The organism is Nonomuraea sp. NPDC003201, assembly GCF_053590415.1.
The window spans coordinates 29,607-43,553 of record NZ_JBSFTC010000034.1 but is presented as its reverse complement, the minus strand read 5'-3'; the positions used below and the strand labels follow the sequence as shown (position 1 = coordinate 43,553).

General features: G+C 71.8%; 9 protein-coding genes. 4 read left to right on the top strand and 5 right to left on the bottom strand.

The window, feature by feature from the left end; genetic code table 11:
• The first annotated feature begins 43 nt into the window (after positions 1 to 43).
• Positions 44 to 1,459: a Si-specific NAD(P)(+) transhydrogenase gene (sthA, locus tag ACWDX9_RS16030; RefSeq protein WP_449954072.1), complete on the top strand. Its 1,416-nt coding sequence runs from the start codon at positions 44 to 46 to the stop codon at positions 1,457 to 1,459.
• Here the strand turns inward: sthA and ACWDX9_RS16025 are convergent, their stop codons facing one another.
• From ACWDX9_RS16025 to ACWDX9_RS16005, 5 genes are all read right to left on the bottom strand, one after another.
• Positions 1,460 to 3,304: a ricin-type beta-trefoil lectin domain protein gene (locus ACWDX9_RS16025; protein ID WP_449954069.1), complete on the bottom strand. Its 1,845-nt coding sequence runs from the start codon at positions 3,302 to 3,304 to the stop codon at positions 1,460 to 1,462. It lies immediately after the preceding gene.
• 132 nt (positions 3,305 to 3,436) lie between these two features.
• Positions 3,437 to 4,459, bottom strand: a complete 1,023-nt coding sequence (locus tag ACWDX9_RS16020) for a LacI family DNA-binding transcriptional regulator (protein ID WP_449954067.1) — start codon at positions 4,457 to 4,459, stop codon at positions 3,437 to 3,439.
• Positions 4,460 to 4,502: 43 nt separating this feature from the next.
• Complete coding sequence (locus ACWDX9_RS16015) at positions 4,503 to 6,092, bottom strand: membrane dipeptidase (RefSeq protein ID WP_449954064.1); 1,590 nt, start codon at positions 6,090 to 6,092, stop codon at positions 4,503 to 4,505.
• Between the two features lie 212 nt (positions 6,093 to 6,304).
• Positions 6,305 to 6,970: a DoxX family protein gene (locus tag ACWDX9_RS16010; protein WP_449954061.1), complete on the bottom strand. Its 666-nt coding sequence runs from the start codon at positions 6,968 to 6,970 to the stop codon at positions 6,305 to 6,307.
• A gap of 35 nt (positions 6,971 to 7,005) precedes the next feature.
• Positions 7,006 to 8,535 (bottom strand): MFS transporter, encoded by a 1,530-nt coding sequence (locus tag ACWDX9_RS16005; RefSeq protein ID WP_449954058.1) that lies wholly within the window; start codon positions 8,533 to 8,535, stop codon positions 7,006 to 7,008.
• Positions 8,536 to 8,796: 261 nt separating this feature from the next.
• On the opposite strand from ACWDX9_RS16005, the gene ACWDX9_RS16000 reads away from it, so the two are divergent.
• The 3 genes from ACWDX9_RS16000 (at position 8,797) to ACWDX9_RS15990 (ending at position 13,900) form a co-directional block, all read left to right on the top strand.
• On the top strand, positions 8,797 to 10,572 hold the full coding sequence (locus tag ACWDX9_RS16000; RefSeq protein ID WP_449954055.1) for a tetratricopeptide repeat protein: 1,776 nt from the start codon (positions 8,797 to 8,799) through the stop codon (positions 10,570 to 10,572).
• 15 nt (positions 10,573 to 10,587) lie between these two features.
• Positions 10,588 to 11,484, top strand: a complete 897-nt coding sequence (locus ACWDX9_RS15995; protein WP_449954052.1) for a haloalkane dehalogenase — start codon at positions 10,588 to 10,590, stop codon at positions 11,482 to 11,484.
• Between the two features lie 64 nt (positions 11,485 to 11,548).
• Entirely contained in the window at positions 11,549 to 13,900 is a 2,352-nt protein-coding gene (locus tag ACWDX9_RS15990; protein ID WP_449954051.1) for an AAA family ATPase, read from the top strand.
• Positions 13,901 to 13,947 lie beyond the last annotated feature (47 nt).

The following is a 13,947-nucleotide window of genomic DNA, read 5'->3' as shown; positions in this document are numbered from 1 at the left end:
ACAGGTCTTTTCCCGTTAACACGCCACCAGCAGACTGGACGGTGTGGCGGACTTTGATGTTGTGGTCCTGGGTTCCGGGCCAGGTGGGCAGAAGGCCGCGATCGCGGCGGCGAAGCTCGGCAAGCGTGTCGCGGTGGTCGAGAAACGGCACATGCTCGGCGGCGTGTGCATCAACACGGGGACGATCCCCTCCAAAACCCTCAGGGAGGCCGTCCTCTATCTCACAGGGCTCAACCAGCGGGAGCTGTACGGCGCCAGCTACCGCGTCAAGGACGAGATCACGGTCACCGACCTCGGGATGCGCACCCAGCACGTGATCGGCCGCGAGATCCAGGTGATCCGCAGCCAGCTCGCCCGCAACCACGTGACGGTGCTGCAGGGCACCGGCCGGTTCCTGGACGCGCACACGATCGGGATCACGCACGAGGAGGGCAAGTCCGAGGAGACGAAGATCACCGCCGAGAAGGTCGTGATCGCCACCGGCACCTCGCCCGCCCGTCCCGACAGCGTCGAGTTCGACGACAGGACGATCATCGACTCCGACGCGATCCTGCACCTCGACCGGATCCCCGAGACCCTGGTCGTGGTGGGGGCCGGGGTCATCGGCATCGAGTACGCCTCCATGTTCGCCGCCCTCGGCACCAAGGTGACGGTGATCGAGCGGCGCGAGCGCATGCTGGAGTTCTGCGACCTGGAGATCGTCGAGGCGCTGAAGTACCACCTGCGCGACCTGGCCGTGACGTTCCGCTTCGGGGAGAACGTGGCCGCCGTCGAGCGCCGCCCCGGCGGGGCGCTGACCCTGCTGGAGAGCGGCAAGAAGATCCCCGCCGACTGCGTCATGTACTCGGCCGGGCGCCAGGGCAAGACCGCCGAGCTGTGCCTGGAGGCCGCCGGCCTGGCCGCCGACGCCCGCGGCCGCATCTCGGTGGACTCCAACTACGCCACCGAGGTGTCGCACATCTACGCCGTGGGCGACGTGATCGGCTTCCCCGCGCTGGCGGCCACCTCCATGGAGCAGGGGCGGGTGGCCGCGCAGCACGCGTGCGGGGAGCCGGTCGAGGACGCCCGCGAGCTGCCGCCCATCGGGATCTACACCATTCCCGAGATCAGCTTCGTCGGCCGGTCGGAGGACGAGCTGACCCGGGACAAGGTGCCGTTCGAGGTGGGCATCTCGCGGTACCGGGAGCTGGCCAGGGGGCAGATCATCGGCGACTCGTACGGGATGCTCAAGCTCCTCGTCTCCCCCGAGGACCGGCGGCTGCTCGGCGTCCACGTGTTCGGCACGGGGGCGACGGAGCTCGTGCACATCGGGCAGACGGTCATGGGGTGCGGCGGGACGGTCGACTACCTGGTCAACGCCGTGTTCAACTATCCGACGCTGGCCGAGTCGTACAAGGTGGCCGCGCTGGACGCGATGAACAAGATGCGGGTGGTCGCCCGCCTCACCGCCGGCATGTGATCACGACAGCGTCCACTTCTGGTTGGCGGCGCCCGTGCAGGTCCAGATCTGCAGCCGGGTGCCGTCGGCGCTGGTGTTGCCGGTGACGTCGGCGCACTTGTTCGCGGCGGGGTTCACCAGGTCGCGGCCCGAGGTGTAGGTCCACTGCTGGTTGGCGCCGCCCGAACACGACCACAGCTGGAGCTTGCTGCCGTCGGCGGTGCCGCGGTCGACCACGTCGAGGCACTTGCCGAGCGCGCGCAGCGTGCCGTCGCCCGGGCGGGTCCACTGCTGGGCGGCGGTGCCGTTGCAGGTGTAGAGCTGCACGGCGGCGCCGTCCGCGCTGCTGCCGCCGGCCACGTCGACGCACTTGCCGGCCAGGCCGGTGATCGTGCCGGCCGGGTTGCCGCCCGGCGTGCCCGACCAGGTGAAGGTCGCGGTGGTACGGGCGGGCAGCGTGTACACGAACGACTGGTTGCCCCAGTTGACCCTGACCGACTGGGCCGAGGTGCCGCCGTTGTGGGCGATCAGGGCCTTGGAGCCGTCGGGGTTGCGCCAGGCGACGTTCTGCACCGTGGAGTTGGCGGTCGAGTCGATCCGGTACGCCCCGGGTCTGACGAACTTGGTGAGGTGGCCGGTCGTGTAGTACTCGATCGTGTAGTCCACCTGGCCGGCGCGCGAGCCGTCCTCCTGGACCGTGATCAGGCCGGTGCAGGTGTCGCAGCCGCCGTTGTGCGGGCCCATCTGCTGGTTGAGCGCCAGGCTCCACTTGACCAGGCTGCGGCTCCAGTTGCGGGTGTAGTTCACGATGTCGGCCATGTCCTCGTTGTGCTGGTTGCCGATCCAGGTGCCGCCGGAGTGCTCGGTGCTGAACTGGGGCACCGACGGGTACTGGTCGTGCACCTGCGAGCCGACCGCCGGGTCGCCGAAGTAGCCGTGCCAGGCGATGCCGCCGAACAGCGGGTCGTTCCGCAGCGCCGCGTCGGCCAGGATGGGGCCGCCGATCTGGCCGTAGTCGCCGTAGTTCCAGTCGTGTACGAGCACCTTCGTGGTGATGCCGGCGGCCCGGAAGGCCGGGTACACGAAGTTCTTGGTCAGCTCGATGAGGCCGGAGGAGTTCCAGTTCATGCCGGGGTAGTTCATGGCGGTCGGGTTGGACGCCTGGCAGCAGTTGGGCTCGTTCTGGACGGAGATGTAGTTCACCGGGACCCCGGCGGCCTGGTAGCTCTGGACGTACTTGACGAAGTACTGGGCGTACATGGCGTAGTACTGCGACTTCAGCCAGCCCATCTGGTCCATCCGGCCGTTGTCCTTCATCCAGCCGGGCGCGCTCCACGGCACGCCCTTGACCCGCAGCTCCGGGTTGAGCTGCTTGGCCTGGACGGTCAGCAGGCGGACGTTGGTGTCGTAGCCGTTGGCGCCGAAGTCGTTGAGGTCGCAGCAGGTGTCGTCGAGCGAGACCATGCCGGGGCGCGACAGGTCGGAGGCGCCGATCGGGTTGCGGACGAACGACAGGCCGATCCCGTCCGTGGGCGAGAACAGCTTGCGCATGGCCGCGTCCCGCGTGGCCGCGCTGACGGGGCCGCCGCGCAGCAGGTACGCGGTCGTGTCGGTGATCGACGCGCCGCCGCCCTCGAACTGCTGGTACGTGGCGCCCTCGTTGACGGTGATCGTCTGGTTGGCGCTGCCGCCGGCGGGGCCGAAGGCGATCGGGGTCTGCTGCGCGAGGCCGCGGGTGACGTTCCGGCCTCCGGCGTCCGAGGTGGTGGTGAGCCAGACGTTCACCGTCTCGCCGGCGGCGTACGCCGGGACGGGCACGGCCAGCGCCAGCACGGCCGCGCAGACGAGCGTGAGTATTCGGGACACGGCGTTGTTTCCCTTCCGGGCGGGGGGTGATGCATGTGTAACAAATGAAACAATAAAGAAACTTTCTTTTAGGTGACCACGGGTCATGGGCAGCGTCAAGGCCCATTTGTGGCTATGAAACAAATGAAACGATCAGGCGGGGCCGGTGGAGCCGCGGACGATCAGCTCGGTCTCGAGCGAGACGTGCAGTGCCTCCACCGTGTGGCGGCTCAGCAGCCGCATCAGCAGCGTGACCGCCATCCGGCCCATCTCCTGCAGGGGCTGGCGCACCGTGGTGAGGGCGGGCGAGGTGGCCCTGCTGACGTCGATGTCGTCGAAGCCCGCCACCGACAGGTCGCCTGGGACGCTCAGCCCGCGCTCGGCCGCCGCCCACAGCGCTCCGACGGCCATCTTGTCGTTGAACGCCACCAGCGCCGTCGGCCGCTCCGGCAGGTCGAGCAGCTCACAGGCCGCCAGGTAGCCGTACTCGGTGCTCGGCTCCGGCACGCTGCGCAGCAGCTCGGGCTCGGGCAGCACCCCGGCGTCCGCCAGCGAGGCCGTGTAACCCGCGAGCCTGGCCTCGCTCGGCAGCCACTCCACCGGGCCGCCGATGATCCCGACCCGGCGGTGGCCCAGCCCGACCACGTGCGCCATCAGCTTGCGCCCGCCCGCGAAGTGAGCGGCCGAGACCGCCGCGATGTCCTTGGGGGGCGGGGTCCTCGGGTCGATCACCACGAAGGGGAAGCCGCTGTCGCGCAGGCGTACCAGCTCGTCGCCCGGCTCCGGGGGCAGGACGAGGATCGCGCCGGCCACGCCCTGCCTGCCGGGCAGCCCGGCGAGCACCGGGGCCTCCTGGGCGGCCTCGCCCGCGCCGAGGATCATCTGTCTTCCGTGCAGCTCGATGGTCTCCCCCACCGAGGAGACGATGAGCCCGAAATAGTCGGTCAGCACGTACGGGCAGCGCACGTACACGGCGCCGGCCGACGGGTCGTGGACCGTGCGCGGCCGCGGCGCCTGGTCGCCGAGGCGCCCGACGGCGCGCAGCACCAGCTCCCGGGTGTGCGGGGCGACGTTGGACTGGCCGTTGAGCACGCGGGAGACCGTGGCGATGGACAGCCCCGTCTCCGCCGCGACGTCACGCACCGTCGCGCGCGCCCTGCCGGACCTGGCCGCCATCCACGCCCCTCGCTCCGCCCTGCCGCCAGAATAGCCGGGGCGGTCACGGCTTCGCCGAGGTGGCCGCCTCCCATGTGCGGAGGTAGGACTCGGCGCCGGCCGCCATGTCCCGGACGATCTCGTCGCCGGCGATGATCCGCATGTCCTCGATCCAGTCGGGCACCAGGCCGTAGTTGGCGACGCCGTCCGTGTTGACGTCCCACACCCGCTGGCCGGTGCGCAGCCGGTCCAGGAGCACGCTGCCGTCGTACGACCTGAACGGGTACGTCACCCCGTTGGCGCCCGCCCGCGGGGCCGGCAGCCTGCCCATGCCGTTGACGTCGAGCCCGTAGCCGTAGCCGGCGACCTGGTGCGCCTGCCTGGAGGGCCTGGTGCGGGCCCACTCGGCGACGAAGTGCTCCGCGTCGTGGCCGTACTGCGTGATCATGCCGCCGAGGGCGTAGATGCGGTCGAAGTAGAGCGGGTCGGCCCAGCTGTGGGAGGAGATCACGCCCGGGTAGCGGGCGGCTTCGAGCAGGTCGAGCGTGCGGTCGGCGGCCTTGACGCTCATGTGGTCGAGCTCGATCAGCATGCCCCGGCGGATCATGCCCTGGACCATGTACTCGCCCAGCGCGGTCAGGCCCCTGGTGTTGCAGTGCGGGGCGGGGGGATAGACCGGCAGCGAGACGCCGGGAGGCAGCAGTCCCGCGATCGGGTCGGGCAGGACGCCGCCCGGGTCGATCGGGTTGTCGTGCTCGGGGGTCGTACAGGTGCGGGCCTGCCAGAAGGAGCCAGTGCCGAGGAAGTTGCCCAGGTTGACGATCGCGCCCTGGGTGCCGGAGTCGAACCGTACGCCGCACAGGGCGTTGTCGTACTTGTGGCAGACGAACATGCTGCGTACGCCCAGCGCGTACATCTCGTCCAGGCCCCGGTCGATCTGCGCCCTGGTGCACTGGGGGATGCCCAGGATCTGGCGGCAGCCGAACGGCTCGGAGGTCTCGATCCCCAGGACCACGGCCAGCTTGCCGGCCTGGATGACCTGCCGGGCCTCGGCCGGATCGGCCACGATCCGGAACCAGCCCCTGCCCGGCCCGCCCTGCTCCGCGTCGATGTGATCCTGCAGCTCCCTCGCCCGCTGGGCCTGGAGCCTGATGATGGTCATCTCGTCGCACGAGTTCTTCTTCAGGGGATAGATCGCGCACAGCTGGCGGTTGGCCACCAGGTCGTTCACCAGGATCCGCAGCCCGCCCCGCCAGGCGCGCTCGACCCAGGTGTAGTACGCCTGCTGGTGGGTCAGCGAGTCGTTCGCCGGCCAGTCCCTGAACGTGGGCCAGCCGACGGGGTCGTGGGTGCCGGTGACCGTGCCCCTGCGGGTGAAGTTCTCGAACCAGGCCAGTTCGCCGTTGGGGTAGTGGTCGGGGCAGTCGGCCAGCGCCTTGGCGATGCCGTCGGGGTCGAACGGCTTGCCGCACATGAGCCGGCCGCCGAACGCCTCGTAGGAGAAGAGGTGGCTGTGGGCGTCGATGAAACCGCTGACCTGGGCTGCCGTGGTGGTTTTGGTGGTCTTGGCGGTGGCCGTGGCCTGGGGGATCACCAGGGTGCCGGCGAGGAGGAGCACGAGGACGATCAACCGGTGGGCTGAGCGGCGCGGCATGGGGCACCTCACGGGGCTGGGGGTACCGGGGGCTCGCCCACCAGCATCCGCCGCGTCCGCGCGGCCAACAAGACCCAAACATGAGCCCATCTCACATGCCCCACGCACCCCCTACCGCCGAGGCGCCGCTCCCCGGCACACTGGCGGGGGGCGCGAGACCCAGACGACGGGGCTCGGGGTGGGCGACGCGGGGTGGGCAGCTCGGGGTGGGGTCAGTCGGAGGGTGGGCGGCGGGTGCGGGCGGTGGGTTTCTTGCGGCCGGCGACCAGGGTGTCGCCCGGGGCCGGTGCGGGGTCCTGCGCGCGGCTCGTCTCCCCGCTCTTGGCGCGCGGCCGCGGATGGGGCGCCGTGTCCTCCGTGGCGGCGGTGTCCGCGGGCTCGTCCTGCGCCTCCGGCTCCGGAGCCGGTGATTTGTCGGGTTCCCGGAGCGAGGCGATGACGCGGTCCGCCTCCGTGTCGGCCGCGAACTCGTTCGCCGCCTCCGACTCCCTCCGCCTGATCACCACCATGTGGTCCACCGACACCCGTCCCGCGCCCACCACGGCGAGCAGGAGGGAGGCGGCGCCCAGGAGGATGAGCTCGTTCAGGCTGATGGGGTTGAGCGGCGGGGCCACCACGAAGACCCCCAGCGCCTCGGCGAAGAGGATCAGGCCCGTGACCGAGACGGCCAGGCCCGCGATCAGCAGCGCGCCGCCGATGAGCTCGGTGAGCATGGTCACCGTGGCCCAGGCGCCCGGTGCGGGGGCGCCCTGCGCGAGAAACTTCGCCCCGGTGGCCTTCAGCCCGTCTTCCAGCTTGGTCCAGCCGTTCGCGAAGAAGATGCCGCCCACGCCGACGCGGGCGACTAAAGCAGCAAGATCACGGAGGGCCTGTTTCACGGTAGTTGTCTGCCCTGAACGGGACATGGCACACCTCAATCACGGCTGAGCAGCGTGGCCACCGCGACGGCGGTCAGGCTGAGCAGGACGACGCTCACGACCACGGTCGTGTGCAGGGCGTTCACGAAGGCCCATCGGGCCGCGTCGAGCAGGGCGCCGCCCGCGCTGCCGCCCACCTCGTGCGCGACGTGCGCCGCGCCCGCGAGCGACTGCCTGGCCTTGTCCATGCCGCTGGCGGACACGCCGGGCACGGAGTGCAGGCCGGGGGCGTACACGACGGCGGTGATCGTGCCGAGCACGGCCACTCCCAGGCCGGCGCCCAGTTCGTACGCGGTCTCCTCGATGGCCGCGGCCCCGCCCGCCTGGGACTCCGACGCCGCGGACATGATCGTGTCGGAGGCGGCCAGCAGCGCGACCTGGACCCCGAACCCGATGCCCACGAAGCAGAACGCCAGCATCACGGGATGCCCCTCGACGCCCCAGGAGAGCGTGGGGGTGAGGGAGAGCGCGACGAGCCCGAGCCCGCCGCTCATCGTGGTCCGCATGCCGATGCGCGGCAGGATGTGGGCGGCGGCGAGCCCGCCGGAGATGGCCGAGATCACCAGCGGCAACATCCGGATCGCCGCGCGCAGCGGGCTGTCGCCGAGCACGAGCTGCAGGTATTGGGCGAGCATGAGCTGCAGGCCCACCAGCGCGAACACGCCGAGCAGCACACCGGCCACCCCGGTCGTGAACTCGCGCCGCCGGAACAGCCCGACCTCCAGCAGCGGGTGGCGCAGGCGCGTCTGGCGTCGTACGAACAGGAAGAGCAGCCCCAGCCCGGCCAGGAACACCAGCACCGACGCCCACAGCGGCATCAGGCTGCCCGAGCCCGCCTCCTTCAGCCCGAACGCCAGCGCCAGGATGCCGAGCACCGACAGCACCGCGCTCGCGCCGTCCCATCCCCTGTCCTTGCGCCCCGGCGAGTCCGGCAGCAGGCGGATGGCGGCGGGGATCAGCGCCAGCAGGATCGGCACGTTGATCAGGAAGACGGCGCCCCACCAGATGCCGACGAGCACGCCGCCGATGAGCGGGCCGACGGCCGCGCCGGCCGCCGCCACCGCGCTCCAGACGCCCAGCGCGATGGCGCGCTCGCGCCTGTCGGTGAAGATCTGGCGGATCAGGGACAGCGTGGCCGGCATGATCATCGCTCCGCCGATGCCGAGCAGCGCCCTGGCCAGGATCAGGGTCAGCGGCGACGGGGCGAACGCGGCCCCGGCCGAGGCCAGGCCGAACAGGAGGTAGCCGCACAGCACCAGCCGTTTGCGCCCGTACCGGTCGCCGAGCGTGCCGAACATGATCAGCAGCGGCGCGACCACCAGCGAATAGATGTCGATGATCCACAGCAGTTGCACCGCGGACGGCTCCAGCGCGGCAGTGAGCGCGGGCACCGCGATGTGCAGGACGGTCGCGTCGACGGTGATCAGCAGCAGGCTCACGCAGAGCAGCACGAGAATGGACCAGCGGCGGTCCCCGTGCTCCCGATCGGCAGTCCGTACGAGGGGTGCGGCCTGTATGACGGTCATGGGCCTCCTTGCAGGCCGATCCGTTGACAGGGCCCGCACGTGCTCTTTGGTCGGCGGCGAGAGCCCGGCTCGACGCTCGCTCCTTCTCGAGCTCCTCCGCCTCGACTCCTCGCACTCCGGCTTGCGTCGCAGCTTAGGGCATGTCCAGCACTTGTCATAGCAGTATCGACTGATCCACAGATGCCCCGTTACCTCTCTAGAGAGATACAGCCATATGTCGGCATCTATCCAGGGTTCGCCCTCGACCCGATCATGGAGACCGTGGGGCGCGACGAAAGTGACAGAAAAGGCGATATTTCCGACCGATCCTCACGTGAATGGTGTGACGAGGCCCTGACCAGGCTGAACGCCGGCCGCCCCGAGTCCGCGCTCGACGCCGCCCGCCGCGCGGCCGACCTGGATCCGGGCGCGGAATGGGCGTACCGGCTCATCAGCCTCGCCCACGAACGGCTGGGCCGCGACGCCGACGCGCTGCCCGCCGCCGAGCATGCCGTGGAGCTGGCCCGCGGCTCCTGGCCGGCCCGCCTGCGCCTGGCCGCGATCCTGCGCCGCTCCCCCGGCCGCCGGCGGGAGGCGGTGGAGCACGCCACGCTGGCCGGGAAGTTCGCGCCGGAGCGGCCCGACCCCGAGGTCATGCTGGGCGACCTGGCGCTGCTGGGCGGCGACCACACCGGCGCCGAGCGGTCGTACCGGGCCGCGCTCGCCGTCGACCCCGCGAACCCCCAGGCCCGCATGAACCTCGGCCTGTCCCTGCTGCGCTGGGACCACCCCCGCCCGCACCACGATCCCGCCTGGCCGGTCGACCCGCGCGAGACGGGCCGGGTCAGGCGGGCGCTGGAGGTCTGGTCCCGCCAGGCCCGCCTGCTGGTCGCGCTCGCCACGCTCGCGATCGCCGGGGCCGCGCTCCTCCTCGACCGGGACACCCAGCTCGGCGGGTTCGCCGTGCTGGTGCTCCTGGCGCCGCTCACGGTCAGGCAGGCGCGGCGGGTGGGCCTGTGGTCGTACGTGCCCGCGATGCTCTGCCGGGATCCCTGGCTCGGCGCGGCGGTGGTGTCGGCGGCCGTGTCGGTGGTCGCGTTCGCCGCCTGGCTGCTGCTGGGGGTGGTGCCGTCCGTTCCGTCCGCGCTCGACCCGGTCTGGGCGGGGCTGGCGGGCATCGTGGTGCTGGGGTGGCCCGCTTTGGCGGCCGTACGGGCCCTGGCCGAGACGTGGCGCGGCCGCCCGCTCCTGGCGCTGGCCGAGACCACGCGCGCCCGGGAGGCCCGGGAGCACGTCCACGCGGCGCAGATCGACCGCACCGCCCGCAGGAACGTCGGCGTCCTGCTCTGGATCCTGCTCGGCAGGACCTGGTCCGTGCTGGTCCCGCTGGTGGGCGGGGCGCTCGCGGTGGAGCCCAGGGCCGCCGTCGCCGCCGTGGCGGTGCCGTACCCGATGGTGCGCGGCTACCTGCGCGCCCGTCACCGCGGCGATCGGTGGCTGCCTGCCGCGACCGCGCTCGTCGTCCTGGCCGCGGCGGCCTGCGCGGCGGGCGGGCTGCTGGAGGCCTGGCGGGCCGAGCCGGCGGCGACGTGGGCGTGGCGGGTGGGGCTGGCCGCGCTCGCGGCGGCGATGGCCGTGTTCGGGGCGCGGGCGGCGCGGGCCTGGTGGCGGGGCGGGCCGGGCCCCTGGCGGACCTCCCTGATCATGTGCGACCTGCCCGTGGGCGCCGAACCGTCCGTCACGCTGGACCCGGAGGTGCGCCAGACCTTCTCGTACGCCCGCAGCATCGTCCTTTCCTACGGCGACGCCCTCGGTCCCCGGGTCGCCGGCGCGGTGGCGACCGTCACCTCGTCCGGTGAGCTCCGGGTGATCACGGAACTGGAGGCGTGGGACGCCATCGCGGCCGACCCCAGGGTGGCGGTGTTCGCGGCGGACCCGCTGCAGCGGCGGTTCTGGGTGGAGGTACGCGGGATCGCCCAGCCCGACTCCGACGTCCTGCGCGTCACCCCCAAACAAGTGCTCGTCGGCGAATTCCCTGGGCGGCATCAGCGCCGCTAGCTAGAATCTTGTTCTATGCGTATCCTGCGCACGCCAGAAGAGCGTTTCGCCGACCTGCCGGACTTCCCCTACGAGCCCCGCTACGCCGAGGTCCCCGACGGCCTGCGGATGGCGTACGTCGAGGCGGGCCCCGCCGACGGCGAGCCCGTCGTGCTCCTGCACGGCGAGCCGAGCTGGTCGTTCCTCTACCGGCACGTCATGCCCCAGCTGGCCGCGGCCGGGCTGCGCGCGATAGCGGTGGACCTCGTCGGCTTCGGCCGCTCGGACAAACCCGCCGACCAGGCCGAGCACACCTACGCCCGGCACGTCGAGTGGACCCGAGCCCTGCTGCTGGACGCGCTCGGGTTGAGTCGCGTCACCGTCGTCGGCCAGGACTGGGGCGGCCTGATCGGGCTGCGGATCGCCGCCGAGCACCCCGAGAGCGTCGCCAGGATCGTGGCCGCCAACACGGGCTTGCCGACGGGTGACATTCCCATGCCCGAGGTGTGGCACCAGTTCAGGAACGCCGTGCTCAAGGCCCCGGTGCTGGACATCGCCCGGCTCGTCCAGGCCGGCTGCAGGACGGAGTTGCCCGAGGAGGTCCGGGCGGCCTACGACGCGCCGTTCCCCGACGAGTCGTACAAAGCGGGCCCTCGCGTCATGCCGAGCCTCGTCCCGATCACCCCCGACGACCCGGCCGCGCCCGCCAACCGCGCTGCCTGGCAGGTTCTCACGACACTCGAACGGCCTTTCCTCGTGGCGTTCTCCGACGGAGATCCGATCACCGGGGGCATGGCGCCCATTCTGCTCAAGTCGATCTCGGGCACGTCCGGCCTGCGGCATCCCGTCATCAAGGGCGCCGGGCACTTCCTGCAAGAGGACGCGGGGGCCGAACTCGGGCGACAGATCGCCGCTTTCGTGACCTCCACCTAGCGTGTCAGGAGCGCCCAATCGTCGGTCCGGTGCGGTATAACCGGGGGCGGACCGGGGAGGCGTGATGCAGGAGTCCGGCAGGGCCCAGGCCGCGGGGCGGGTCGCGGCGCGGGATCTGTTCGAGAAGGTTCGGCTGCGTTATTACCAGATTCCCCCGGCCGTGCGCCGGGTCCTCTACGTGGTGGTGCTGGTCGCCGTCATGGGCCTGGGGGCGGCGCTCGGGTGGAATCTGCTCAACACCTTCCCCCTCGCCCTGCTGGGGCTCGCGTTCGTCGCGCTGACCATGCGCTTCCCCCGGGCCGCCGCCACCGTGCTGGTGGTCGCGGGCTGGGTCGTGCTGACGCTGCCGGTCTTCTCCGGGCTGTTCCCCGCGGGCTCCGGCTCGGTGCACCTGATGGTCGCGCTGGCCCTGCCCGCCGCCGCGGGCGCCCACCTCATCCGCTGGGTGGCGCCGTGGGTGACCACGCTGCTGGCGCTCGCCCCCGCCGGCGTGCTGGCCGTGCCGCTCTCGTTCGTCTCGGCGAACGTGGCGGTCTGGGTGGCGTACGCGGTGGCCGCCGCGGTGCTGGTCTACCGGTTCGTGCTGGCCCGCAAGGTCAAGGCGGAGAGCGCAGCGGCCGAGGAGCAGCAGGTACGCGTCAGGGCGCGCGAGGGCAGGCCCGAGTCCCCGCAGGACAGGCAGGGCGGGCTTCCGCAGATCTCCGTCGAGGAGGCGCTCAGCGAGCTGGAGAGCATGGTCGGCCTGGCCCCCGTCAAGGAGCAGGTGCGCTCGATCGCCGCCTCCATCGAGGCGTCCCGGCTGCGCGCCGAGGCCGGCTACACCACCGAGCGGCCCACCAGGCACTTCGTCTTCCTCGGCCCGCCCGGCACCGGCAAGACCAGCGTCGCCCGCGCGCTCGCCAAGATCTTCTACGCGTTCGGCCTGCTGGAGACCCCCTACGTGGTCGAGGCGCAGCGGGCCGACCTGGTGGGCGAGTTCCTGGGCGCGACCGCGATCAAGACCAACGAGCTGGTCGACCGGGCCCTGGGCGGCATGCTCTTCATCGACGAGGCGTACGGGCTGGTCAACTCCTCCGACGGGCAGCCCGACAGGTTCGGCGCCGAGGCCGTGCAGACGCTGCTCAAGCGCGCCGAGGACGACCGCGAGCGGCTGATCATCATCCTGGCCGGCTACGAGCAGGAGATGGGCGCGTTCCTGTCCAGCAATCCCGGGCTGGCCAGCCGGTTCGCCACCCGGGTGCGCTTCCCCGGCTACTCCCCCACCGAGCTGGTCGAGGTCACCGAGCTGCTCCAGCGGCGCCGGGGCGACACGATGGACGCCGAGACCAGGCGGGTGCTGCTCGGCCTGTTCGAGGACGTGCACCGGCGCGGCCTGGTCGACGAGCTGGGCAACGCCAGGTTCGCGCGCAGCCTGGTCGAGGCCGCCGCGCAGGCCCGTGACGTGCGCGTGGTGGGCGCTGGCGGCACCCCGACCACCGAGGACCTGGTGACCACCACCACGCCCGACGTGACCAAGGCGTTCGAGGAGCTGACCGCGCGCTTCCGCGGCTACGTCGCCACGCCCACGCTGGAGGAGGCGCTGGCCGACCTCGACCGGATGGCGGGCCTCGCGCCCGTCAAGCGACAGGTCCACGCCATCGCGGCCCAGCTCCAGATGGCGCGCATGCGGCAGGAGCGCGGGCTGCCCACCCCGCCGCAGATGCGGCACTTCGTGTTCGTCGGCCCGCCCGGCACCGGCAAGACCACGGTCGCCAGGGTCATCGGCCGCATCTTCGCCGCGCTCGGCCTGCTGGCCAGGCCCGACGTGGTCGAGGCGCACCGCGCCGACCTGGTCGGCCAGCACCTCGGCGCCACCGCGATCAAGACCAACGAGCTGGTCGACCGGGCCCTGGGCGGCGTGCTCTTCATCGACGAGGCCTACAGCCTGGTCAACCCCGGCTACCAGGGCGGCGACGCGTTCGGCGCCGAGGCCGTGCAGACGCTGCTCAAGCGGGCCGAGGACGACCGCGACCGGCTCGTCATCGTGCTGGCCGGCTACGAGCGCGAGATGGACGCGTTCCTGTCCACCAACCCCGGCCTGGCCAGCCGCTTCAACCAGCGGGTGGGCTTCCCCAGCTACTCGCCGCAGGAGCTGTCCGAGATCGCGGTGCTGCTGGCCGGGAAGGCCGGCGACACCTTCGACGAGGAGGCGCTGCGCGACCTCGACGACGTGTTCGCCTGGGTGTGCGAGGAGCGGCTGATCGACGGGCTCGGCAACGGCCGCTTCGCCAGGTCGCTGTTCGAGCGCGCCGCCATGCGCCGCGACGTGCGGCTGGCCGCCCACGCCTCGCGCGGCGGGTCCGCCAGCTCCGCCGACCTGACGACGATCACGAGCGAGGACGTCCGCACCGCCGTGGACGAGCTTTCCGGACGCTGACCATCTCCGGAGCCGACCATCTTCGGCGGTTCCCTGCGCGCGACCCG